This is a genomic window from Arthrobacter sp. 10L424 (assembly GCF_056395325.1).
Window position 1 is genome coordinate 509,049 of the sequence record NZ_JBFTJH010000003.1, and the last position, 24,048, is coordinate 533,096.

At 66.6% G+C, this 24,048-nt stretch carries 17 protein-coding genes; 8 read left to right on the forward strand and 9 right to left on the reverse strand.

Going from position 1 to position 24,048, the window contains the following annotated elements; genetic code table 11:
- Positions 1-137 precede the first annotated feature (137 nt).
- Complete coding sequence (locus AC1DC5_RS07935; RefSeq protein WP_476864761.1) at positions 138-557, forward strand: DUF4870 domain-containing protein; 420 nt, start codon at positions 138-140, stop codon at positions 555-557.
- Between the two features lie 108 nt (positions 558-665).
- Here the strand turns inward: AC1DC5_RS07935 and hemW are convergent, their stop codons facing one another.
- Both hemW and lepA read right to left on the reverse strand, forming a co-directional pair.
- Positions 666-1,904, reverse strand: a complete 1,239-nt coding sequence (hemW, locus tag AC1DC5_RS07940; RefSeq protein ID WP_441404164.1) for a radical SAM family heme chaperone HemW — start codon at positions 1,902-1,904, stop codon at positions 666-668.
- A gap of 42 nt (positions 1,905-1,946) precedes the next feature.
- Complete coding sequence (lepA, locus tag AC1DC5_RS07945) at positions 1,947-3,800, reverse strand: translation elongation factor 4 (RefSeq protein WP_441404165.1); 1,854 nt, start codon at positions 3,798-3,800, stop codon at positions 1,947-1,949.
- Positions 3,801-4,072: 272 nt separating this feature from the next.
- On the opposite strand from lepA, the gene AC1DC5_RS07950 reads away from it, so the two are divergent.
- The 3 genes from AC1DC5_RS07950 to AC1DC5_RS07960 all read left to right on the forward strand — a co-directional run bounded on the left by AC1DC5_RS07950 (position 4,073) and on the right by AC1DC5_RS07960 (position 5,849).
- A complete protein-coding gene (locus AC1DC5_RS07950) occupies positions 4,073-4,636 on the forward strand; it encodes a type II toxin-antitoxin system PemK/MazF family toxin (RefSeq protein WP_441404166.1) in 564 nt (187 codons plus the stop codon).
- 186 nt (positions 4,637-4,822) lie between these two features.
- Positions 4,823-5,083, forward strand: a complete 261-nt coding sequence (gene rpsT / locus AC1DC5_RS07955) for a 30S ribosomal protein S20 (protein ID WP_024365662.1) — start codon at positions 4,823-4,825, stop codon at positions 5,081-5,083.
- A 184-nt stretch (positions 5,084-5,267) separates the two neighbouring features.
- The gene (locus tag AC1DC5_RS07960) at positions 5,268-5,849 is read left to right on the forward strand and encodes a dihydrofolate reductase family protein (protein WP_476864762.1); all 582 of its coding nucleotides are present in this window, start codon (positions 5,268-5,270) and stop codon (positions 5,847-5,849) included.
- Between the two features lie 115 nt (positions 5,850-5,964).
- On the opposite strand, the gene holA is transcribed toward AC1DC5_RS07960, so the two are convergent.
- The 6 genes from holA to leuS all read right to left on the reverse strand — a co-directional run bounded on the left by holA (position 5,965) and on the right by leuS (position 13,936).
- The gene (gene holA / locus AC1DC5_RS07965; protein WP_476864763.1) at positions 5,965-6,978 is read right to left on the reverse strand and encodes a DNA polymerase III subunit delta; all 1,014 of its coding nucleotides are present in this window, start codon (positions 6,976-6,978) and stop codon (positions 5,965-5,967) included.
- A complete protein-coding gene (locus AC1DC5_RS07970) occupies positions 6,912-8,963 on the reverse strand; it encodes a ComEC/Rec2 family competence protein (protein ID WP_476864764.1) in 2,052 nt (683 codons plus the stop codon). The genes holA and AC1DC5_RS07970 overlap by 67 nt, the downstream gene beginning before the upstream one ends.
- Positions 8,964-8,977: 14 nt before the next feature.
- Complete coding sequence (locus tag AC1DC5_RS07975) at positions 8,978-9,856, reverse strand: ComEA family DNA-binding protein (protein WP_476864765.1); 879 nt, start codon at positions 9,854-9,856, stop codon at positions 8,978-8,980.
- Between the two features lie 94 nt (positions 9,857-9,950).
- Positions 9,951-10,223 carry a hypothetical protein gene (locus tag AC1DC5_RS07980; protein ID WP_476864766.1) on the reverse strand — a complete coding sequence of 91 codons (273 nt, stop codon included), beginning with the start codon at positions 10,221-10,223 and terminating at the stop codon, positions 9,951-9,953.
- Positions 10,224-10,303: 80 nt separating this feature from the next.
- Positions 10,304-11,314 carry a DegV family protein gene (locus AC1DC5_RS07985; RefSeq protein WP_476864767.1) on the reverse strand — a complete coding sequence of 337 codons (1,011 nt, stop codon included), beginning with the start codon at positions 11,312-11,314 and terminating at the stop codon, positions 10,304-10,306.
- Between the two features lie 96 nt (positions 11,315-11,410).
- Positions 11,411-13,936: a leucine--tRNA ligase gene (gene leuS / locus AC1DC5_RS07990; RefSeq protein WP_476864768.1), complete on the reverse strand. Its 2,526-nt coding sequence runs from the start codon at positions 13,934-13,936 to the stop codon at positions 11,411-11,413.
- A gap of 787 nt (positions 13,937-14,723) precedes the next feature.
- On the opposite strand from leuS, the gene AC1DC5_RS07995 reads away from it, so the two are divergent.
- Genes AC1DC5_RS07995 through AC1DC5_RS08010 form a run of 4 tightly spaced genes read left to right on the forward strand, consistent with a single transcriptional unit; the run spans position 14,724 to position 22,440 of the window.
- Positions 14,724-17,888 (forward strand): efflux RND transporter permease subunit, encoded by a 3,165-nt coding sequence (locus AC1DC5_RS07995; RefSeq protein ID WP_476864769.1) that lies wholly within the window; start codon positions 14,724-14,726, stop codon positions 17,886-17,888.
- Positions 17,885-18,340, forward strand: a complete 456-nt coding sequence (locus AC1DC5_RS08000) for a hypothetical protein (protein WP_476864770.1) — start codon at positions 17,885-17,887, stop codon at positions 18,338-18,340. Before AC1DC5_RS07995 ends, AC1DC5_RS08000 begins: the two co-directional genes overlap by 4 nt.
- Before the next feature lies 1 nt (position 18,341).
- Positions 18,342-21,485: an efflux RND transporter permease subunit gene (locus tag AC1DC5_RS08005; protein WP_476864771.1), complete on the forward strand. Its 3,144-nt coding sequence runs from the start codon at positions 18,342-18,344 to the stop codon at positions 21,483-21,485.
- Positions 21,486-21,522: 37 nt separating this feature from the next.
- Positions 21,523-22,440, forward strand: coding sequence for a hypothetical protein (locus AC1DC5_RS08010; RefSeq protein ID WP_441404177.1), 918 nt, complete (start codon positions 21,523-21,525; stop codon positions 22,438-22,440).
- Positions 22,441-22,529: 89 nt separating this feature from the next.
- Here the strand turns inward: AC1DC5_RS08010 and glpK are convergent, their stop codons facing one another.
- Complete coding sequence (glpK, locus tag AC1DC5_RS08015; protein WP_441404178.1) at positions 22,530-24,044, reverse strand: glycerol kinase GlpK; 1,515 nt, start codon at positions 24,042-24,044, stop codon at positions 22,530-22,532.
- Positions 24,045-24,048: the final 4 nt, after the last annotated feature.

Consider the following 24,048-nt stretch of genomic DNA (forward strand, 5'->3'; position numbering starts at 1 on the left):
TGTCCGGGCGCCCCCGCCAGCGGGCCGATCCGCGATTCCGCGCCGAAGCAAGTATTCTTGGAACGGCGGCTGCGCTCCCGGCGCAGCCCTGGCACCCCCAGGCAGCAACGCACCACAGCAATCCGAAGGACGACACCGTGGCAGATGACGCACGCGAACAAAACGGCAACCAGGCCGGCCATGGCCAGCCCCCGTACCATGGCGTTCCGGCAAATGCTCTGCCCCTGACGGCGAACGAGGACCGTCAGTGGGCCACCCTGGCCCACTTCGGCGGCATCCTCGGCTGCGTCCCCTCGCTGCTGATCTACCTGATCTTCAGGGACCGCGGCCCGTTCACGGCCCAGGAGTCCAAGGAAGCCCTGAACTTCACGCTGCCGCCCACGATCGCAGCGGTGCTCTGCAACCTGCTGGTCTTCGTACCGGTGGTGGGCAACATCTTCGCCGTCCTCGCCACGGTTATCTGGATTGCCGTCACGTGCTTCTCCGTCGCGGCCGGTATCCACGTCAACCGCGGCCAGCCGCACCGCTATGAGTTCAACCTCCGCTGGATTAAGTAGCCGTCCCGCCGGAACCGGTCACGGGCCCAAGCCGCCCGATCCAAACAGGAAAGCCGGCCGTTGCCCTCAGGGCAGCGGCCGGCTTTTTCGGTATAGTCCTCCGGACTCCTAATCCGGCAGGATCCTGCGAACCACGGCGTCGGCGAGCAGCCGGCCCTTGAGTGTCAGCACGAGGCTGCCGTGGAACGCCGACGCCGGGTCAATCAGGCCGTCGGCGATGAGTCCGGCGACGGCGTGGCGACCGGTGTCACCCAGTCCGCCGAGGCTGGCGATGTCCAGCCCGGAATTCAGGCGGGCCTCCAGCATGACGCGCTCCATGTTGCGGGTCTGTGAATCGAGGGTCTCCCGGCCGGCAGCCGGCGAGAGCCCCGATCCGAGGCGGTTGGCGTAGGCGGTGGGGTGCTTGACGTTCCACCAGCGCACGCCGCCCACGTGGGAGTGCGCCCCGGGTCCGATGCCCCACCAGTCGTCGCCGCGCCAGTAGGCGAGGTTGTGCCGGCAGGCCTGCTCCGGGGTGCGGGACCAGTTGCTGACCTCATACCAGGACAGCCCTGCCGCCGAGATGAGTTCGTCGGCGAGTTCGTATTTGTCGGCGTGGTCGTCGTCGTCGATGCCGGGGACTTCTCCGCGGCGGATCTGCGCGGCAAGCTTGGTGCCCTCCTCGACGATCAGCGCGTAGGCGCTGATGTGGTCGGGGCCGTAGGACAGCGCCGTCTCCAGCGAGTAGCGCCAGTCCTCCAGCGACTCCCCCGGCGTGCCGTAGATCAGGTCGAGGCTGACCGCGAGGCCCGCATCACGCGCCCACTGCACCACTTCGGGCACGCGGCTGGGCGTGTGGGTGCGGTCCAGGACCTTCAGCACGTGCGGGACGGCCGACTGCATCCCGAAGGACACCCTTGTGAAGCCTGTGTCGGCCAGCAGTTGCAGGGATTCGGGGGTAACGGAATCCGGGTTGGCCTCGGTGGTCACCTCGGCGCCCGGCTCCAGACCCCAGGCGCCGATGGCGGCGGTGAGGATCCGGGCAAGGTCCTCGGCCGGGAGCAACGTGGGCGTGCCGCCGCCGAAGAAGACCGTGCTGAGCGGACGTGCCGGCAGGCCGCTGGTCTTCAGGACTGCTGCCGCGAAGTCGACCTCCGCGACGGCCGTGCCGGCATAGGCGTCCTGGGACGCCCCGCCGCCGAGCTCCGTGGCCGTGTAGGTGTTGAAGTCGCAGTAGCCGCAGCGCACCGCGCAGAACGGGATATGGACGTACAGCCCGAAAGCCCTGGATGCGGCGCCTTCCAGCGCTTGTCCGGGCAGCAGCCCGTCCGGCGGCGCCGGGTCCCCCAGCGGAAGGGCGCTAGGCACGGTCGGGTCCCGCTTGCTTTTGGACAGTTATCACGGGCACCGCTACTTCTTGGCCTTGTCCTTGGACTCGTCCGTGGTGAGGGCGGCAATAAACGCTTCCTGGGGAACCTCGACGCGGCCCACCATCTTCATGCGCTTCTTGCCTTCCTTCTGCTTCTCCAGCAGTTTTCGCTTGCGGGAGATGTCGCCGCCGTAGCACTTCGCCAACACGTCCTTGCGGATGGCCCTGATGCTTTCGCGGGCGATGATCCGGGAGCCAATGGCAGCCTGGATGGGCACCTCGAACTGCTGGCGGGGAATGAGCTCGCGGAGCTTGGTGGTCATCATCACACCGTAGGCGTAGGCCTTGTCACGGTGTGTGATGGCGGAGAAGGCGTCAACCTGTTCGCCCTGGAGCATGATGTCCACCTTGACGAGGTCCGCCACCTGGTCGCCGTCGGCTTTCCAGTCCAGCGAGCCGTAACCGCGGGTCTTGGACTTGAGGATGTCGAAGAAGTCGAAGACGATTTCGGCCAGCGGCAGCCGGTAGCGGATTTCCACCCGGTCTTCGGAGAGGTAATCCATGCCGCCCATGACGCCGCGCCGGCTCTGGCACAGTTCCATGATGGCGCCGACAAACTCGTTCGGCGCCAGGATGGTCGCGGCTACCATCGGCTCGCGGACCTCCGCGACCTTGCCCGTGGGGTACTCGCTGGGGTTGGTGACGTGGACGAGCTTCTTGTCCTCCAGCGTCACCTCGTATTCCACGTTGGGGGCGGTGGAAATCAGGTCCAGGTTGTATTCGCGTTCGAGCCGCTCACGCGTGATTTCGAGGTGCAGCAGCCCCAGGAAGCCCACACGGAAGCCGAAGCCCAGGGCGGCCGATGTCTCCGGCTCGTAAACCAGCGCGGCGTCGTTGAGCATCAGCTTCTCCAACGCATCGCGGAGCACCGGATAGTCAGTGCCGTCCAGGGGATACAGGCCGGAGAAGACCATCGGCTTGGCGTCCGCATAGCCGGGAAGCGACTCGGAGGCCGGCTTGGCCAGGTTGGTGACGGTGTCGCCCACCTTGGACAGGCGGACATCCTTCACGCCGGTGATGAGGTAGCCCACTTCGCCGACGCCGAGGCCCTTGGAGGGGGTGGGTTCCGGTGAGCTGACGCCAATTTCGAGAAGTTCGTGCGTGGCGCGGGTGGACATCATCTGAATGCGTTCGCGCGGGTGCAGCTTGCCGTCCACCACGCGGACGTACGTGACCACGCCTCGGTACGTGTCGTAGACGGAGTCGAAGATCATGGCCCGGGCCGGGGCGTTCGGGTCGCCCTCGGGGGCCGGCAGGTCGCGGACGATTTTGTCCAGCAGTGCCTCGACGCCCATGCCGGTTTTGCCGGAGACGCGGAGCACGTCGTCGGGGTCTCCGCCGATCAGGTTGGCGAGTTCCGCGGCGTACTTCTCGGGCTGGGCTGCGGGGAGGTCGATCTTATTCAGGACCGGGATGATCGTGAGGTTGTTTTCCATCGCCAGGTAGAGGTTGGCGAGGGTCTGGGCCTCGATGCCCTGGGCCGCATCCACCAGCAGTACGGCGCCTTCGCAGGCCGCAAGCGAGCGGGAGACCTCATAGGTGAAGTCGACGTGCCCGGGAGTGTCGATCATGTTCAGCGCGTAGCTGGTGCCGTCGAGCTCCCAGGGCATACGGACGGCCTGGGACTTAATGGTGATGCCGCGTTCGCGCTCAATGTCCATGCGGTCCAGGTACTGGGCCTTCATGTCACGGGACTGGACAACGCCGGTGTACTGGAGCATCCGGTCGGCCAGTGTGGATTTGCCGTGGTCAATGTGCGCAATGATGCAGAAGTTCCGGATGATGGCCGGATCTGTTGCGGCGGGCACCGGGGCGGTGCGGGCCATGGGAGACACGCAGGGTCCTTACTGTTGGCTTTTCCACGGACCGGGCGCCGGGCTGGTTTCCCATCCTGCGCCGTGCCGCCTTTCTCTCCGTATAGTCTCCCACGTCCGGCCCCTTGGGTTGGCATCCCGGATTTCCGTTGCGGACCGCATTTTTTCGGTCTGTCCTGCGCGTGGCCTCCCGGGCTGCACCTCGGCCCCAGCCCGGCGCGGCTGTCCCGCGGCCCGCCATCCCCACCGCAGCCGCCCACCTTTCTGCCGGAAGGTGCCGGTATGGTTTCCCCATGGCTTGGAACCTCCGCTCTATCGGCAATGCAATCCGCAGCACCTTGCGCTTCCTGGAAGGGCGGCCCGTCTCCGCGCCGCGCGGGTCCGGCACGAAGGCCAAGGGCCCGAAGTCCGGCGGCCGCCCGGGTACCGGGGGCGGGGCCGCCGTCGGACTGTCCAGCAAGTACCCCGGCGATTTTCACGGGAAAGCCAAGGTCAGCTATGCGCCCTCCCCCAACGGCCGCCCCGAACCGGGCGAGGTCGTCTGGACCTGGGTTCCCTATGAAGAGGACTACTCGCAGGGCAAGGACCGTCCGGTACTGCTGGTCGGCGCGAGCGGCAGCTACCTGCTCGGGCTCATGCTGACCAGCAAGGACCACGACGGCGATGCGCGGCGCGCGGACGATTACGTCGATATCGGCACCGGACCGTGGGACCGGCAATGGCGCCCCAGCGAAGCCAAGCTGGACCGCATCCTGCAGATCAACCCCCGGGACGTCCGGCGCGAGGGGGCCATTCTCGACGCCGGTCGCTTCAGTGTGATCGCCGCCGCCCTGCAGTCCCGCCACGGCTGGCGCTGACCCGACGCTGGATCGCCACTCTGTTCGTGCCTGCGGCGGCGTTTCTGCTACTATTGACAGCTGTGTGTCCGTGCAGGTCGACGGCCACAGATGGTTGGTCGCCATAGGTATCCCCACGCCGCTCAGTCAATGGCCAATCTGAAAGCCCTCTAGACCATTTTCCGCATTGAAAAAGAGAGTTCACACGTGGCTAATATCAAGTCCCAGAAGAAGCGCATCCTCACCAACGAGAAGGCCCGTCTGCGCAACAACGCAGTCAAGTCCGAGCTGAAGACGGCCATCCGCGCCGTCAACACCGCCGTTGAGTCCACCGACAAGGATGCTGCGGCTGCCGCACTGCTTTCTGCCAGCCGCAAGCTGGACAAGGCTGTCAGCAAGGGCGTTCTCCACAAGAACAACGCTGCAAACCGCAAGTCGGCCATCTCCAAGAAGGTCAACGCGCTCTAAAGGTTTCCAGTTCACTTGAACTGATGATTGTGGCCGGCACCCTCGGGTGCCGGCCACTTCCAGTTAAGCTGCGTTGTAACCCGCCGACTGCGGGTTGCAGAACAAACGTGAGTGAGCAGGTCAGCCCGCCACGAACCGCGACGAGCCGCTAATCTGGGGGCACCCCACAGCAAAGGAGAGCCCCATGGGCAAGGTTGTCATGTACAGCTCGGTGTCCGTGGACGGCTTCATCGCGGACGAGAACGACCAGCCCGGCCCCCTGTTCGACTGGTTGTCCAGCGGTGACGTGCCGTTGGACGAGAGCGGCGAGTTGAAGGTGTCGCAGACGTCCTACGACTACACCCGGCCCTACTGGGACCAAATCGGGGCGACCGTCGTCGGCCGCCACATCTTCGACATGACGGACGGCTGGGACGGGAAGCCTCCGAGCGGGGTCGGCCACGTGGTCGTCGTGACGCACCGGCCGGAGCCTGCGGGCTGGGACCCCGAGGCGCCGTTTCACTTCGTCGACGGCGTCGAGGCTGCCGTGGCCAAGGCGCAGGAGCTTGCGGGTGAGCACATCGTCGAGGTCGCTGCCGGCGACGTCGGCGGCCAGGTGCTTGCCGCGGGCCTGGTCGACGAGGTGCGCATGGACGTTGCACCCTTCGTGTTCGGGTCCGGCAAGCGCTACTTCGGGTCGGTCCACGCGCAGCACCTGCTGGAGGATCCTGACGTGGTGATCCAGGGCAACCGGGTGCTTCACCTGCGCTATCGGGTGCGCCGTTGACGGATCCGGGCGGGTACGCAGGCGTTGGGACCGGTGGCGTTGGGACCGGTGGCAGCGGCGTGTCCCACAACTCCAACACAGCCGCCACGCGCGGAACGGGCGTCACATATCCGGCTCAGCGCCGCACTGACGTCGCAATCACCGTCACGGCGTGTTCCACGGCGTAAACAGGATCCCGGGACAGCCCCTTGACCTGGGCATCAGCCTCGGCGGTCACCTGAATGGAACGGACAAGCCCCTCCGGTGTCCAGCGCCGCACTTCCCGCTGCGCCTGTTCGACAAGCCAGGGCTGCATGCCCAGCTGCTTGGCGATCTGGCCCGAGGAACCCTGAGCTCCGGCGACCTTGGCAAGGGTGCGCAGCTTCGATGCCAGGGCGGCGACCAGCGGTACCGGGTCCGCTCCGGTATCGAGGGCGTGGCGGAGGGTGGAAAGCGCCAGCGGAGCATTCCCGGCCATTGCGGCATCAGCGACCTTGAAGGCGGTGGCCTCCACCCGGCCGCCGTAGTACCGGTCCACCATTGCCGAATCCACTCCGGTGGAGGCGTCGGCGATCAGCTGGCTGCAGGCGGCGGCCAACTCGGCCAGGTGGGCGCCGACAGCGTTGACAAGCGCGTGCACTGCCTCCGGATCGATGCGCCGGGACGCGGCCTTGAACTCGGAGGTGACGAAGGCGATCTTGTCTGCGTCCTTCTTCAGGGGCTGGCAGTCCACCACCGGCCAGCCGCCGGCCTTGACGGCGTCGAGGAGTTTCTTCCCGCGCACACCGCCGCTGTGGCGGAGGACCAGCACGGCGTCCGGTTCGGGCTGCTTGAGGTACTTGAGCCCGTCGGCCAGGAACGCGTCGTTCATAGCCTCGAGGCCTTCCACCTCGAGGAGCTTTTGCTCGCCGAAGAGGGAAGGACTGACGTTCATAGCGAGGGCGCCGGGCTCGTAGCTGCCCGCGTTGAGCCTGGTGACTTCGACGTCGGGGGCGGCCGCGCGGACCTGGGCGCGGATGCGGTCCATGGCGCGGGACCCCAGATAGTCCTCCGGCCCGCCAACCAGCACGACGGCGGCCGGGGTCACGTCGCGCCAGGTGGCGGTGTTCGACGCCGCTGGCCGGGTGCGTTGGGTCTGGGCAGCAGCCACTGAGGTTTCCTCCCGGAAGATTGTTTGCAGACTCTAAGCGTGCCACGGCCTGGACGGTGCACCAAGCCGGCCCGGCGCCTTCCCCGCGGCACCCGATGGCCGTTGGAGTACCGCGGCGTCCGGTTGAGCGATCTCGCCCTCCTGAGCAAGGTCACTGCCTCGAGCAATGCCACCGTCCGGCTGTGGGCCGCCAGCGCCAGGCCTACCGTGCGGGCGGGGTGCAAGAGCAACCACCAGGCTGCGATGGTGCAGGCGGAGAGGAGCGCCATGGTGGCGGCACCGAAGGCACCTTCCGGCCACGGCAACACGGCGCCGGGCAGCCCGGCGAAGAAGCGGGCGATTGCTCCGACCCCGGTGGCGAAGGCCGCGGCGATACCCAGCGGCACGGCGGCGAGGGCCGGGGCCAGCGGCACCACCGGCACGGCGGCGGTCCCCAGCAGCGTGACCGGGGCGACGAGGACGGCGGCTGCCATGTTGGCGGGCAGGGCGTAGCTCGAGAACTGCGGCTGGAGCATCACGATCACCGGCCCGCAGAAGGTCTGCGCGGACAACGGAACGGCGACTCCGGCGGCCAGCCAGCGAGGCACCACGGGAGGGAACCACCTCATGATCGGCCGCCCCGTCACGACGATGCCGAGGGTCGCAAGCACGGACAGCAGGAACCCGAAGCTGGTGGACAGCGCCGGTTCGGCCAACACCAGCACGATCACAGCGAGGCACAGGAAGCTCAAGCCCCGGCCCGGCCGCCCGCCCGCCAGGGCCACCAGCCCAATGGCGCCCATCACGGCGGCCCGCAGGACGCTGGCGTCCGGACCGACCATCAAAACGAACAGTCCCAGTCCCGCGAGGCCGAGGACCGCCGCGAACGCCCGGCTGAACCGCAGGCTGCGCGCGGCCAGCAGCAGGGCGCCGAGGATGAGGCTGCAGTTGGCGCCGCTGACCGCCGTCAGGTGGGTCATCCCGACGGATTTCATGGCCACCTCCAGCTCGGCGTCCAGGGAGCCGGTATCGCCGGTGACCATTCCCGGGAGGAGTCCTCGGGCGTCACCTCCGAATTGCCCCGCGGCAGTAGTGAAGTGGCCGCGGAGTTCACCGGGGCCGCTCTGCCAGGGCCCGGGCGTGCCGAGCGGGAGCGGGGCAGAACTTGCCGAGAGGACGGCCGCTTCAGCCTGGCCCTGTGCGGCAGGCTTGAGTTTCCCGGTGGTGCGTAGCCGCTGCCCGGGCACGGCATGTTCCCAGCCGGCACCGCCTATGACCAGCAGCTTGACCGATGCTCTCACGCGGTTTGAGGCAACGTTCATTTCGATCAGGGCCGCCGGCACCGCCCACCGGTCCGCGAGCCCGGATCTTCCCGGCGTCCTGAGTCCCCGCGGCGCACCCGTTACCTCCACCTCGGCGACGACCGCCGCATGCGCAGCGGCGGCTGCGGCCACGGCGCCGTCGTGCCGCCGGGAGGAGTCGACGGCGGCGTGGCCGCCCGCTGCCGCGGAGAGGAGCAGGGCCACGGCCATTGTCGCGAGGAAACTTCGACGTGGCGGACCACGGTGCCGCCGCGCCACGTTGCCGGCCCCGCCACCGGCCCTGCCACCGGCCCTGCTGCCGGATGATGCCCACAGCAGGAGGAGCCCCGCGCCGGCCAGAAAGGTCATGCAGACGGCCGCCAGCGCTGCGGGGTGAAGGTAATGTCCGGCAGAAGCCGTGGCCCATACCAGCGCTGCAGAGGGGACCAGCCGCACATCAGTCCGGCGGAGCCTCTCCTCCCGCGCCGGGATGGCGCGGTGCGGGAGGGCCAATGGCGGGAGCCGGTCACGGAGCCGCAACCTGCCGCGCTGACGGACGGCACGCGGCGGCTCGGGCTGTGACTGCCTGGTCCCGGGCGTCCGGGCGACGAAGGACGAACGGGCGGACCCACCCTCCCCGCTGACGGCGGGCGTCCGGGTGACGGCGGCGTCAACGTACGGCTGCCACCGGCTGTGCCGTTCCATGTCGACCTCCGCCCTCAGACCCGAACCAGGGGCAGCAGCGCTGCGAGCATTTTGGGTCCGATCCCGTCCACGGCGTCCAGCTCCTCTACCCGCTGGAAGCGGCCGTGCTCGGCGCGCCACTCCACAATCCGCTGCGCCAGTACTGGACCCACGCGCGGAAGGGTTGCCAGCTCGTCGGCACCGGCCGTATTCAGGTTGATCTTTCCTTCCGCCGGAGCGGTTCCGTTTCCACCGCCAGCCGGGCCGCCCGGGGCGCCGGAATCAACGGTCGGGGCTGACCCGGCAGGAACGGTTTCCCCTTGCCGGGGCACCAGGACCTTCTGTCCATCCTCGAGTACGGCCGCGAGATTGAGCTGGTTCGGGTCCGCGTCCGGGGCGCCGCCTCCCGCCGCCGCGATGGCCTCGTGCAGCCGGCTCCCCTGCGGCAACTCCACGATTCCGGCACGAACCACCGCACCGGCTACGTGCACGATAATAAGGTTTCCGCCGCTGTCCCCCGCCGGCCCGCCGGGAGAGTCGTCCGGAGCGGGGCCCGCTCCGGTTTCCGGTTCCGGGGCGGGCACGTCGCCGGGTTCCGCCGCCGTGACAGAACCCAACGGACTGACCTCGCTTGTAGCGTTCACCGCCTGCCACCAGAACCAGCCGAGGAACAGCGCGGCCACCACGCACAGCAGCGCGGCGGCGCGCCGGCCCGTACGCCACCGGATATGGCTCTGCGCCGGCGAATCATCCGGGCCGGGCTCGACGCTTCCCGCACTAAGAGAAGCCACCGACGCCTCGGCGAGCAGGCCGGTCCCGGACCCGACGGCAGCAGACAGCCTCCGGCCGGTGCGGCCCGGATCGACCCGGCTCTGATCAGCACTGGGCGGAATTCCCGGATGGCGGCGCGGCATCTGCCCATCCTAGGAAGCCCCAGGCGAAGTGGTCAGGGCCGGCCGCGCCTATGTGGATACGGCAGGACGCGCTGTGGCCCCTTTGGGGTGGTGGCTAGCCCAGCTGGCCGAAATTTTCCAGCAGCTTCATGAGTGTCAGGCAGAGGTCGCCAATCAGGTGCTCGCTCCATCCATCCCCCGCGCGCGGGTAAGTCAGGATCCACTGGCTGAGCCCTTCGAGGAGTTCCGCTGCCGACTCGTACTCGCGCTTCTTGACGAGCATCCCGATCGCTGCGACAGCTTCTTCTTCGGTGTCAAAGGTGATCATTCCGTCCCTGATGCCGCGGACGATCTCCCGCGCCTGTTCGGCGACTGCTTCCTTTGTCATGGCTGAGACCTTTCAATGGCTGTCAGCTGAAGTTTAGCCACTCCAGGGCACACCGGAACCAATTTGGGTCCCGTGCCGGGCTACGGCGCGGCGGGGGTGTCCTCGGCCCCGGCCAAAGGCGTGCTGTCCTCCCCCACGATCACTGCCAGCACACCGAGGCCGGCGTGTGCCGCCAGCACCGCCGGAAGCGCACTGATCTGGACGGGCGGACAGCCGGGAATTGCTGCGGCCAGGTCCGCCGCGAGCTGTTCGGCCTCATCCGGGTTGCCGAAGTGGTGGACGGCGAGCCGGGCCTGCCCAGGGGGCCGGGCGGCGGCGTCGGCCACCACTATCTCCTTGAGCCGCGCGACGGCTTTCGCCGCCGACCGCACTTTCTCCAGCGGAACCACCCGGCCGTCTTCCACCGCGAGGATGGGCTTGATCGAAAGCATGGTCCCCCAGAGTGAGGCCGCGGCGCCGATTCGGCCGCCCCGCCTTAGTTGCTCAAGGCTGGGCACATAGAAATACACCCTGGCGCGGGCCAGCCGTTGCTCGGCATATTCCCGCACCTCCGCCGCGGTCCGGCCGTCCGCCGCGGCGGCAGCGGCGGCCTGGACCCCCATCCCCTGCGCCATGCCGACGGTACGCGAGTCCAGGACCTCGACCGGGAAGCCCACACGGGCGGCTGCCAGGCGGGCAGAATCCGCCGTTCCGGACAGTTCCCCGGAAATGTGGACCGACACCACCGACTCATAGCCAAGCCGCCGGGCCGCGAGGTAGGCCTGTTCGAACTGACCGGGGGACGGCCGCGAGGTTTTAACGGGTTTGCCGCTGGCCAGCGCCACAGCGATCGTGTCGGCGATGTCGTCTTCGCCCTCGCCATAGATTTCAGCACCCACCATGACGGGCATCGGGACAACCGTCAGCCGCCCGTCGGCGGCCAGGCCCCGAACCCAGTCAGCCGGCAGTGCCGCGGCGGAGTCGGTGACCACAGCCGTCCTCACGACGGCGGCGGGCACCGCTTCAGGGACCATTACCGGCCGCGCGGCCTGACGAAGCCCGCTAAGGCGCTCCTTCAGCCACGGCCACCCCGCGGGGTCGCGGTGGGGCACGAAGCACCTCCTGCTGTCTGCGCTGGCTGTTCGGACCTGCTGTGGTGCCGGCCGCCGGATTGCACCGGCGGCCGGACTGTCGTTTGGCCCGCCCGGCTAGGCCGGGACGATGTTGACCAGTTTAGGCGCCCGCACGATGACCGTGCGGATCCCCCGCCCGTCGAGGGCGCGCTGGACGTTCTCCGAGGCCAACGCCAGTTCCCGCAGTTCGTCCTCGCCGATCTCCGGCGAGACTTCCAAGCGGTCCCGGACCTTGCCCTGGACCTGGACGACGGCTGTCACCGTGTCCTCCACAAGCAGGGCCTCGTCGTGCGTCGGCCAGCCGGCGTTGGCCACCGAAGCGGGGTGTCCCAGCACATTCCAGAGATCCTCGGCCGTGTACGGCGCGAAGAGGCTCAGGATGACCGCGACGGTTTCAACCGCTTCACGGACGGCCGGGTCGGCGCCGCCGGCGCCGCCATCGATCGTCTTGCGCGTAGCGTTGACCAATTCCATCAGCTTGGCCACCACCACATTGAACTTGTTTGAGTCCAGCAGCGCTTCCGCGTCGGCGATCGTTCGGTGGGTCACGGTGCGCAGGGCACGGTCGCCGGTGGTGAAGTCAACGCCGGGTGCGCTCGTGACGTCCTGGCCGAGGCGCCAGGCGCGGGCCAGGAACTTGGCGGAACCCGACGGCGAAACGTCAGCCCAGTCGACGTCGTCCTCCGGCGGGGAGGCGAAGATCATGGTGAGGCGGACGGCGTCGACGCCGAACTTGTCCAGCTGCTCGCCCAGGTCGACGCCGTTGCCCAGGGACTTGCTCATGGCCTTGCCGCCGTTGAGCACCTGCCCCTGGTTCAGCAGTGCGCTGAACGGCTCGTCGGCGTCGATCATGCCCAGGTCGTGGATGACCTTGGTGAAGAACCGGGCGTAGAGCAGGTGCAGGATGGCATGCTCCACGCCGCCGACGTACTGGCCCACCGGCATCCAGTCGTTGATCTTCTCCGGATCGAACGGGCCGTCGGTGTACTGCGGGGAGACGAAGCGCAGGAAGTACCAGGAGGAATCCACGAAGGTGTCCATCGTGTCCGTGTCCCGCTTGGCCGGGCCGTGGCAGTCGGGGCACTCGACGTTGACCCAGCTTTCGACGGCGGCCAGCGGCGACGTGCCCTTCGGGGACAGGTCCTCGCCGCGCAGGTCGGCCGGCAGCGTGACGGGCAGCTGCTCGTCCGGGACCGGAACCTCGCCGCAGGCTGGGCAGTGGATGATCGGGATCGGGGTGCCCCAGAAGCGCTGCCGGCTGAGCAGCCAGTCGCGCAGGCGGAAGTTCACGAATTTCTCGCCCGTGCCCAGCTCCTGCAGGATCTCGATGGCCGCCGGGATGGCTTCCGCCTTCGGCAGGCCGTCCAGGGCGCCGGAGTTGATCAGCGTCCCCTCGCCGGAGGTCGCGGTGCCGCTGACTGCGGGATCTTCCTCGCCGGTGTCCAGCACGGCACGGACCGGCAGGTCGAAGGTGCGGGCGAAGTCGAGGTCGCGCTGGTCGTGCGCCGGGACGGCCATGATGGCGCCGGTGCCGTAGTCGGCCAGCACGTAGTCGGCTGCCCAGACGGGCAGCTTCTCGCCGTTGAGCGGGTTGATGGCGTAGCGGCCGGTGAAGACGCCCGTCTTTTCGCGCTCGGTGGACTGGCGTTCGATTTCGGAGAGTGCCTTGACCTGTTCGCGGTATGCGTCCAGGGCCGCGGCGTGCTCCCCGGTGACCAGTTCGACGGCGAGCGGCGCGTCGGCGGCGACGACGAAGAACGTCGCGCCGTACAGGGTGTCCGGGCGGGTGGTGAACACCGTGACGTCCTTGGCGGGCTTGCCGCCGTCGGCTTCGATTACGAAATTGACGTGGGCGCCTTCGGAGCGTCCGATCCAGTTTTTCTGCATCGCCAGGACGCGTTCGGGCCAGTGGCCGCGCAGTTCGTCCATGTCATCGAGCAGCCGGTCGGCGTAATCGGTGATCTTGAAGTACCACTGGTTCAGCGACTTCTTGGTGACGGGAGTGCCGCAGCGTTCACAGGCGCCATTGACCACCTGTTCGTTCGCCAGCACGGTCTGGTCCTTGGGGCACCAGTTGACCGGGGAATTCTTGCGGTAGGCCAGTCCGCGCTCGTAGAAGCGTTTGAAGAGCCACTGTGTCCAGCGGTAGTACTCCGGGTCGGAGGTGTGGATCCGGCGGGACCAGTCGGCAGAGATGGCGTAGCGCTTGAAGGACGCCGCCTGCGTGTCGATGTTTTCGTACGTCCACTCGCTGGGGTGGGCGTTGCGCTTGATCGCGGCGTTTTCGGCGGGCAGCCCGAAGGAGTCCCAGCCGATCGGGTGCAGCACATCGTAGCCCTGCTGGCGGAGGTAACGCGCGACGACGTCGCCCATCGCGAACGCCTCGGCGTGGCCCATGTGGAGATCGCCGGACGGGTACGGGAACATGTCCAGCACGTACCGCCGCTCCTTCGATCCGTCATCGACGGGCGTGAAGACCTTCAAGTCCTCCCAGACCTGCGGCCACTTGGCTTCCATGGCCGCGAAGCTATAGGCACCCTCTTCCGGCGTCTCCGCTGCGACTGCTGGTGTTCCGGTCTCTGTCTCCGGCTGAACGCTCACTGCTGGCCTCTTCTGTTCTGTCAAGCCCTATGTACCGTCAAGTCTTGTGCCGTCAATCTCCCAGGCCAAGGCCACTGTCCCGCCCCTGCCTGTTCTCCTGCCGTCCGCCCGAAAGGGTCCAGACACACAAAAGCCCCTCGACACGGAGGGGCTGCCGCTCGGCAATCCGAGTTCTCGTCGGGATGCCGGGCGGCTAGCTAAGCAGGAGGATCGCACGCATAGCTCTACTTTAGCGCCTCCGGCCGGTTCGCGGGGAAACGGGAGAGCTGTTGCGGATCCGGACGGCTTCCGGCCCCGCGGATCTCGCCGCGGCCGCCGCCGCGCCGGGCGGACTTCCCGGCCCTGAAAGCCCGGATTTTTTTGGGAACGACCACTCGGACTGCAGCTTCCACTACTGGGCACATCACGGCCCCGCCGGCCCGCCAGCAATCGCCGGAGAGAGTGCCGGCGGCAAAGAGGCAAGTAGTTCTCGGTCCGGCGCCCAGTAGTTCTGCCGCGTTTCCCAGTAGTCAGGATACGCATATTGACAAAACGCAACCTATGTGAGTGTCATCCTGCAGATCGGGTGCAGGCGCGGCACGAATTTGGGCCTCCATTGCGGGCATTTGCGCCCTTGCCAAACGCTTTCAACAGGGACACTATGCTCACAAGATCTCTGGGGGATTCGCAACAGGTCTCGGGTTGAGGAGCCTGACATGTGTCACTTGCGGAGTTCTTGCCTGCAACAATTCATCAATCCGGCCGGGCGTTGCGCGCCCACCGGAAGCGGCCTGGAAGCCGACTAGCCATGTTCGGCTGGATCACCCGCTTCAGTCTGCAGTTCCGCATCCTGGTGCTCGCCCTCGCCGCCGGAATTATCGCTTTTGGCATCATCAATGTTCCCCGCATCGCCGTGGACACAATGCCCGAATTCGCGCCGGCGCAAGTCGAAATCCAGACAGAGGCCCTGGGCCTCTCGGCTGTCGAAGTTGAGCAGCTCATTACCTCTCCGATGGAAGCGGACCTCCTCAACGGGGTGGCCTGGCTGGACGAGATCCGCTCGAAATCCGTCCCGGGTCTGTCATCCATCCAACTCGTCTTCGAGCCGGGCACGGATCTGCTGCGGGCACGCCAGCTGGTCGCGGAACGGATGACCCAGGCCGTGGCGCTGCCGAATGTGTCCGCGCCGCCGCTGATCATGCAGCCCGTCTCCTCCACGAGCCGGGTGCTGATGGTCAAGATGAACTCTAAGCAGCTCTCCGGCATCGAGATGTCGGTCCTGGCCCGTTGGAAGATCAAACCGCGGCTGATCGGCATTCCGGGCGTGGCGAACGTTTCCATTTGGGGCCAGCGCGAGCAGCAGCTCCAGGTCGAGGTCACCCCCACGCAGCTGCGGGACAAGGGAATCACCCTCGAACAGGTCATCAAGACCACCGGCAACGCGGTGTGGGTTTCGCCGCTGAGTTTCCTCGAAGCGTCCACCCCGGGCACCGGCGGTTTCGTTGAGTCTCCGAGCCAGCGCCTCGGCATCCAGCATGTCCTCCCCATCCGGACCCCGGCCGACCTCTCCAAGGTCAGCGTGGAGGATTCGACGCCGGCGATGTCGTTGGGCGATATAGCCCAGGTCAGGGAAGACCATCAGCCCCTCATCGGCGATGCCGTCGTCGGACAGGACGCCGGGCTGATGCTGGTCATTGAGAAGTTCCCCGGAACCAGTGCTGTGCAGGTCACCGAAGATATCGAAGCGGCGCTGAAAGATATGGAGCCCGGCCTGACCGGAGTCCAGCTTGACACCACGGTGTTCCGCCCGGCGACCGGTGTTCAGGACTCCGTGAGCGGCCTTGGCCTTGCGCTGTTGATCAGCCTGCTGATCGCGGTCGGGCTTTTCTGGCTGCTCTTCCGTTCCTGGCGAGTGGCGGTGATTGCCCTCGCGGCCATCACGACAACCGTCGTCACGGCGGCCGTGGTCCTCTACGCGCAACACGCCACCCTCAACATCACGGTCCTGGTCGGCCTTGTCCTTGCCATGTCAGTGATCGTGGGCGACATTGTGGAGGACGTCCAGGCCCAGCGGCGCAGGCCGCTGGTGACCGAAGCCACGGAAACCGAGGCCACGCTAAGGTCCAGGATCGTGGCTGTCGTCCGGGGGGTCCGAACCCCGTTGTTCCAGGCCTCGCTGATCATGGTGGTGGTCCTCATTCCAACGCTGTTCGTGTCCGGAATCGGCGGATCCTTCTTTACTCCGCTGTTCTGGTCAGTGGTGCTGGCCCTCTCGGCCGGCCTGCTCGTCGGACTCTCTGTCACCCCGGTGCTGTCACAGCTCCTGCTGCCGAAGGAGACTGCGACCCCTCGGGACGCACCCTCCACCGGCAGGGCCCGCGCCTACTACGACCGTGCCCTCAAGGGCGCCCGTTCCCGCCAAACCCTCACGCTGGTCGCAGTGGCCGTCGTCGGCGTGCTTGGACTCGCCGCCGGATCCCAGTTGATCGGGAACCGGCCGGTCGTCCCGACCTTGCCGGACAGGACCCTGCTGGTCCAGTGGGACTCCATGGCCGGCACGTCCAATGACGAGGTCCGCCGGGTCGCGTCCAAGGCTTCAGACGAACTGAAGGCGCTGCCAGGCGTGTCAGGAGTCGGCGGCCACATCGGCCGCGCCATCACCTCCGACCAGGTCGTCGGAAACAGCGCCGCCGAACTGTGGGTATCCATTGCCCCGGACGCCGACTTCGGAGCGACCGAGCAGGCCGTCCGCGACGTGGTCCAGGGCTACCCCGGCATCGCACACAATGTTGTGAACTATTCCGAGCAAAAAATCGGTGCCATGAACAGCACCCTGGAGCCCGGCTTCGCGGTCCGGGTCTATGGCACGGCACTGCCGGTCCTGCGGGAGAAGGCCGAAGAAGTCCGCAAAGCCCTCGAGAACATCAACGGCGTCAAGAACCCGACAATCAACGCCATACCGATGACGCCGATCGTGGAGGTCGAGGTCAATCTCGAGGCTGCCCAGAAGTTCGGCATCAAGCCCGGTGACGCCAGGCGCGCCGCAGCAACCCTGATGCAGGGGATTGTCGTGGGCAACCTCTTCGAAGAGCAAAAGGTCTTCGAAGTAGTGGTCCGCGGCGCGGTTGACGTCAGGGATGACCTGACCAGCATCCGTGAACTGCTCCTTGATACTCCCACCGGCGGGCATGTCCAGCTCGGCGAGATCGCCACGGTCCGGATGGTCCCCAACGAGGTCGTCGTGCTGCACGATGACACGTCCCGGCGGGTCGACGTCCATGCCGATGTCAGCGGACGCCCGCTGGCCGACATTCAGCGGGATGTTGAAGCTGCCATCAAGCAGATCCAGTTCCCGGTGGAATACCACGCAGAGATCCCGGCCAAGTATGCCCAGGTGCAGGCCGCCGATTCCCTCGTCCTGTGGCTTGCGGTGGCCGCCCTCCTCGGGGTGTTCCTGCTGCTCCAGACTGCGGTACGGAGCTGGAAGCTGGCCCTCGCCAACTTCCTGTCCCTTCCGGCGGCGCTCTCCGGGGCCGCCGTGGCCGCCTGGATCGGTACTGCAACGATGTCCTGGATTGCCATGACCGCCTTCGCCGCCAGCCTCGCCATTGCCGCCCGCAACGCAACGATGCTCTCGGCCCGTGCCGATGAGTTGTGGCGTTCCCAGCCGCAAGCGTCCCGCGCTAAGGCCGTCATGACGGCAGCCCGGGACCGGGTATCGCCGGTCCTGAAGACTGCCCTGGTAACCGTGCTGGTACTGATTCCGCCCGCACTGATTGGCGGCGTCGGCCAGGCCGTGATTGTTCCGATATTGCTGATCATCGGCGGAGGCCTCGTGACCACAACGCTTGTGGCACTCCTGGTGCTCCCCCTGCTGGCCCTCTGGTTCGGCCCTCACGCCGCACCCGAAGATTGGTCGGAAGTATACGAACCGGAAACCCCCGTTAAGCAGGAAAAGGTGGAAGCAAAATGACCAGCCAAAAGCCCCAACGGCGCCTGCCCCTGGCTGCAGCCGTCTGTGCAGCAGTTCTCTTCGCCCTTCCGGCCTGCGCGCAGTCCGCCGCGGTGACGCCCGCGGCGGCCGGTGAAGCCCCCGCCAAAGTCGAGAAGAACGCCACGACGGGCATCGCCAAGCTGACCGTGACCGAACACGGCCTTTCCCGCATCGATCTGAAGACGGAACCGGTCGCGGCGGGCGCGGGCTCGGACGTGCTGCTGCCTTATGCCGCGCTGTTGTACGACGCCAACGGCAAGACGTGGGTCTACACCAACCCCGCACCGCGGGTGTTTGAGCGCCAGGCAGTCACCGTTGCCAAGGTCGAGGCAGGTGTGGTCACGGCCAGCGCCGGCCCCGCCGTGGGGACTCCTGTCGTCACGGTGGGCGCGGTAGAACTCTTCGGCACCGAGTTCAACACGGGCAAATGACATGCGCCGGATAGTCGCAGCCAGCCTGAAGTTCAGATCGATCATCATCGCGATGGCGGCTGCGCTGATGATCGTGGGCGGCGCGCAACTCAGCAGCGCCTCGGTGGACGTGTTCCCCGAGTTCGCGCCACCGAAGGTCGAGGTCCAGACAGCCTGCCTGGGACTTACCGCCGCCGAGGTCGAGGAACTGGTGTCGGTTCCTATGGAGGAGGCGTTCAACGGTATCGCCGGCCTCAACCACATGAGGTCAAAATCGGTGCCCCAGCTCTCGTCGATTGTGATGGAATTCGAGAACGGCACTGATCTGCTCACTGCCCGGCAACTGGTGTCCGAGCGCATGGCGACGGTCATCCCGACCCTGCCCACCTGGGCCGCACCGCCGCTGATGCTGCAGCCCCTCTCCTCCACCAGCCGGGTCATGAAGATCGGCCTGTCCTCGGACACCCGGTCGCTCATCGAGATGTCCATGATCTCCTACTGGAACATCAGGGCACATCTGCTGCGCGTTCCGGGGGTGGCCAATGTCGCCATCTGGGGCGAACGCCTCCAGATGCTCCAGGTGCAGGTGGATCCGGCCAGGCTGGCAGCCAACAACGTCACCCTGGAAACCGTGATGAGCTCCACGTCCGATGCCCTGGACGCGGGTCTGCTGCACTACTCCCCCGGCGCCCTCATCGGAACAGGCGGTTCGATCGACACACCCAGCCAGACCATTGGCATCCGGCACGTCCAGGCCATCACGTCGCCGGAAGAACTGGCGAAGGTGGCGGTGACGGACCGTGAGGGCCAGGCCCCGCTGCGGCTGTCAGACGTCGCCAACGTGGTGGAGGACCACCAGCAGCTGATCGGCGACGCGGTGATCAATGGCGGTCCCGGGCTCATGCTGATCGTGGAGAAGCTCCCCTGGGGCAACACCCTCGAAGTGACGCGCGGGGTGGAAGAGGCGCTGAAGCAGCTCGAACCCGGCCTTTCCGGGATTGCCGTGGACACCACGATATTCCGGCCTGCGACCTTCATTGAGGAATCCCTCGGCAACCTGGGCGTGGCCCTCCTGCTGGGCTGCCTGCTGGTCATCCTGGTGCTGAGTGTCTTCCTCTTCCAGTGGCGGACGGCGCTGGTCAGCGTCATGGCCATACCGTTGTCGCTGACGGCCGCGGCCCTGGTCCTCTATTGGACCGGGGGCACGATTAATACGATGGTGCTCGCGGGGCTGGTGATTGCCGTCGGGGTGGTGGTGGACGATGCCATCATCGACGTCGAAAACATCGTCCGGCGGCTCCGGCACCACCGTGCCAGCGGAGGCACCGAAAGCACGGCCAGGGTCGTGGTGAACGCCTCGCTCGAGGTCCGAGGCCCGATTGTCTATGCCACGTTGATCATCGTCGCCGCGACAGTGCCGATCTTCTTCCTGGACGGGCTGACCGGGGCGTTCTTCCGCCCGCTGGCCACCTCCTACACCCTCGCGGTGGTGGCGTCCATGGTGGTTGCGCTCACCGTCACGCCGGCGATGGCCTACATCTTCCTCAGGAACGCCAAACTGGAAGATAAGGATCCACCCGTGGTCAGGGTGCTGAAGCGCTGGTACGGCAAATTACTCCGGCCCATGGTCCGGCGTCCCGCCCCTGGGTATCTTGCCCTGGGCGCCCTGGGCGTCATCGGCCTTGTACTGGCACCTCTGCTGGGCCAATCCTTGCTCCCCTCCTTCAAGGAGCGTGACTTCCTGATGCACTGGCTCACGCAGCCCGGCACGTCAAACTCCGAGGAAGTCCGGGTCAGCCAGCTCGCCTGCAAGGAACTCATGACGATCAAGGGAGTCAACAACTGCGGGTCCCACATTGGCCAAGCGTTCAACGCCGATGAAGTCGTGGGCGTCTACTTCGGGGAGAACTGGATCAGCGTTGACCCCGCGGTGGACTATGACGAGACCCTTGCCGCCGTGCAGGAAGTCGTGAGTGGCTACCCCGGAATCGTGCGGGACGTCCAGACGTACCTCAAGGAGCGCATCCGCGAGGTCCTGACAGGCACCGGCTACGCCGTCGTCGTGCGGGTCTATGGCGACGACTTGGGCACCCTGAAAGCGGAGGCCGACAAGATCAAGGGCATCCTGGGCGGCATTGAGGGGGCCATCGGCGCGAAGGTCGCGCTCCAGGCCAACATTCCGCAGATCAATGTGGAAGTGAATCTGGATGCCGCAGAGCGTTACGGGCTGAAGCCCGGCGACGTGCGACGCGCGGCCGCCACCCTGGTCGCTGGAGAGGAAGTCGGCGACGTCTACCGGGATGGCAAGGCCTACGACGTCCAGGTGTGGAGCGCGCCGGAAACCCGGACCAGCGTCACCAGTATCGAGAATCTCCCGCTCGACACTCCTTCCGGGGAAAGGATCCGGATGGCTGACGTCGCCTCAATTTCGGTCAAACCCACGCCCAATGTCATCGAGCGGTCGGAGGGATCCAGGCGCATCGATGTCAGTGCCAACGTGAAGGAAGGCGATCTGGCCAAGGTTGTGGAGAAGTTGAAGTCCGAAATGGAGTCGATCCAGTTCCCGGTCGGCTACGAGGCGGTTGTCCTCGGCGAATACGCCGAACGCCAAGCCGCCTCGCAGCGCCTGCTGCTGTACTCGGCGGGCGCTGTCATCGTGGTCTTCCTCCTGCTCCAGGCGGCATTCCGGAGCTGGCGTCTGGCCATCCTGGCCATCCTGACGCTGCCGGCTGCATTGGTGGGCGGCGTGATTGCCGCCCACCTCAGCGGCGGCATCCTGTCGCTGGGATCCCTCGTCGGCTTCCTGACGCTGATGGGTATCGCCGCCCGCAACGGCATCCTGCTGATCAACCACTGCCAGCATCTGGAGCAGTTCGAGGGCATGACCTTCGGGCCTGCCCTTGTGCTGCGCGGGGCCGCCGAACGTTTGTCGCCGATTTTGATGACCACCCTCGCCACCGCACTGGCCCTGGTGCCCCTGGTGGTGATGGGGAACATCCCCGGCCATGAGATTGAACATCCCATGGCGGTGGTGATTCTGGGCGGCCTTGTCACGTCGACACTGGTCAACCTGTTCATCGTCCCGTCGCTGTACCTTCGGTTCGCCAAGAAGGGACCGAAGCGTGAGCGGCGGCCCAACCAGCCCCAGCCGGCCCCGGCCGTATAGCCCGAGCCACCACCATCCCAAGAAAGAAGCCAGTGACATGGCCTTACCAGGCAAACGTTTCACGGCCTACGGCTCCGCAATCCTGCTGGTGCTGGCCACGATGACCGTGACGACGGCGGCCACAGCCGCCGCCGCCCCGGGTCCAAAGGAACTCTGCGGCCCCGGCTCGAAGATCGATTTCGATCCCTGGGAGTTCCCTGCGTCACCGCGGGTCGATAACAAGTGGTTCCCGCTGAAGCCGGGAATGCAGTTCACCACGGATGGCACAGTGACATCGCCGGAAGGGACCAGCGCACACAAAGTGGTTCATACCATCACCGGGCTGACCAAGGTCATCGATGGTGTGAACACAGTCGTGATGTGGGACCGGGACTACTCCGACGGCGTACTGGCCGAATCCGAGCTGGCGTTCTTCGCCCAGTCGAAGGACGGCGACGTCTGGCTGTTCGGCGAGTATCCGGAGGAGTACGAAAACGGCAAGTTCGTGGGTGCTCCCAGCACCTTCATCAGCGGGATCGCCACGGCACAGGCCGGAATCGCAATGCAGGGCCGTCCGCGGACCGGCACCCCCGCGTACGTCCAGGCCTATGCGCCCAAAGTCGACTTCCTTGATTGCGGCGACGTGCTCAAAACGAACCAGCGCGTCTGCGTCCCGACCGGGTGCTACAACGATGTGCTGGTGATCGACGAGTACAACCCGCTGGATCCGCCAGCCGCCGCCGGCCATCAGCGGAAGTACTATTCCGCGGGCTCAGGCCTCGTGCGGGTGACCGCCGTCGGCGGTGACCAGCAGGAGACCATGGACCTGGTCAAGATCCGGAAGCTCAGCGACGCGCAGCTCCGAATGGTCAATGAACAGGCCCTGGAACTGGACAGCCGCGGCTACAAGGTCAGCAAGGATGTGTACGCCAAGACGCCCCGCGCCGTTGAGGTGACTCCCCGTCACGGGCACTGACGCCCCCGTCCTGCACGATCGACAGGAAAAGCTCCGGTCAGCCTGGCTGACCGGAGCTTTTCGTTGCCTCCTGCGGGGACGCCGTGCGGCTACTTGACGTCGTCGTCCACCCAGTCCATGGACTTGGTGACGGCCTTCTTCCAAAGGCGCATCTGGCGCTCACGCTCGGACTGGTCCATCGTCGGCTCCCAGCGCTTGTCCTCGGACCAGTTGGCTGAGCATTCGCCCAGGTCCTTCCAGAATCCGACGGCCAGCCCGGCGGCGTAGGCGGCACCCAATGAGGTTGTCTCCACGACCTTGGGCCGGATCACCGGAACGCCGAGGATGTCCGCCTGGAACTGCATCAGCGCGTCGTTGGCGACCATGCCGCCGTCGACCTTCAGCTCCGTCAGCGGCACACCGGAGTCCGCGTTGACGGCGTCGAGCACCTCGCGGGTCTGGAAGGCGGTAGCCTCCAGCGCCGCGCGGGCGATGTGGTTCTTGTTCACGAACCGGGTCAGGCCGACGATCGCGCCGCGGGCGTCGGAACGCCAGTAGGGAGCGAACAGGCCGGAGAACGCCGGAACGATGTACACGCCGCCGTTGTCCTCGACCGAGGCCGCCAGCGTCTCCACCTCGGGGGCGCTGCTGATCATGCCGAGGTTGTCACGCAGCCACTGCACCAGCGAACCGGTGACAGCGATGGAGCCTTCCAGGGCGTAGTGCGGCTTGGCGTCGCCGAGCTTGTAGCCGACCGTGGTCAGCAGCCCGTTCTTGGAGTGGACGATTTCCTCGCCGGTGTTGAAGATGAGGAAGCAGCCCGTGCCGTAGGTGTTCTTGGCCTCGCCCGCGTCGAACGCGGCCTGGCCGAACGTCGCAGCCTGCTGGTCACCCAGGATGCCGGCAACCGGAACCTCCCGCAGCAGCTGGGACGTGTGGACCGTGCCGTAGACCTCGGAGGAGGACTTGATCGCCGGCATCATCGAAGCGGGAACACCGAAGGCATCCAGGATTTCCTGGTCCCAGGACAGCGTCTCCAGGTCCATGAACATGGTCCTCGAGGCGTTGGTGACGTCCGTGACGTGGACGCCGCCGTCGGTGCCGCCGGTCAGGTTCCAGAGCACCCAGCAGTCGGTGTTGCCGAAGACGAGGTCGCCGGCCTCGGCCTTGGCCCGGGCGCCCTCGACGTTGTCCAGGATCCACTTGATCTTGGTGCCGGAGAAGTAGGTTGCCAGCGGCAGGCCCACCTTCTGCTTGAACCGTTCCGGGCCGCCGTCCTTGGCGAGCTCGTCGACGATCGACTGGGTGCGGGTGTCCTGCCAGACGATCGCGTTGTACACGGCCTTGCCGGTGGTCTTGTCCCAGACGACCGCGGTTTCACGCTGGTTGGTGATGCCGACGGCGGCAATGTCGTGGCGGGTCAGGTTGGCCTTGGACAGTGCGGAGGCGATGACCTCGCGGGTGTTGTTCCAGATCTCGGCGGGGTCGTGCTCCACCCATCCTGCCTGCGGGAAGATCTGCTCGTGTTCCATCTGGCCGGAGGAAACGATGTTGCCGCTGTGATCGAACACGATGGCGCGGGTGCTCGTGGTTCCCTGGTCAATGGCGATTACATACTGGTTCATGCTG

Excerpts from the sequence above, each read along its gene's own strand:
- AC1DC5_RS07950 (WP_441404166.1), top strand. The coding sequence starts at position 4,073 with ATGGCTTGGAACCTCCGCTCTATCGGCAATGCAATCCGCAGCACCTTG.
- AC1DC5_RS07960 (WP_476864762.1), top strand. The coding sequence starts at position 5,268 with ATGGGCAAGGTTGTCATGTACAGCTCGGTGTCCGTGGACGGCTTCATC.
- AC1DC5_RS07970 (WP_476864764.1), bottom strand. The coding sequence starts at position 8,963 with ATGGAACGGCACAGCCGGTGGCAGCCGTACGTTGACGCCGCCGTCACC.
- AC1DC5_RS07975 (WP_476864765.1), bottom strand. The coding sequence starts at position 9,856 with ATGCCGCGCCGCCATCCGGGAATTCCGCCCAGTGCTGATCAGAGCCGG.
- AC1DC5_RS07980 (WP_476864766.1), bottom strand. The coding sequence starts at position 10,223 with ATGACAAAGGAAGCAGTCGCCGAACAGGCGCGGGAGATCGTCCGCGGC.
- AC1DC5_RS07995 (WP_476864769.1), top strand. The coding sequence starts at position 14,724 with ATGTTCGGCTGGATCACCCGCTTCAGTCTGCAGTTCCGCATCCTGGTG.
- AC1DC5_RS08000 (WP_476864770.1), top strand. The coding sequence starts at position 17,885 with ATGACCAGCCAAAAGCCCCAACGGCGCCTGCCCCTGGCTGCAGCCGTC.
- AC1DC5_RS08005 (WP_476864771.1), top strand. The coding sequence starts at position 18,342 with ATGCGCCGGATAGTCGCAGCCAGCCTGAAGTTCAGATCGATCATCATC.
- AC1DC5_RS08010 (WP_441404177.1), top strand. The coding sequence starts at position 21,523 with ATGGCCTTACCAGGCAAACGTTTCACGGCCTACGGCTCCGCAATCCTG.
- glpK (WP_441404178.1), bottom strand. The coding sequence starts at position 24,044 with ATGAACCAGTATGTAATCGCCATTGACCAGGGAACCACGAGCACCCGC.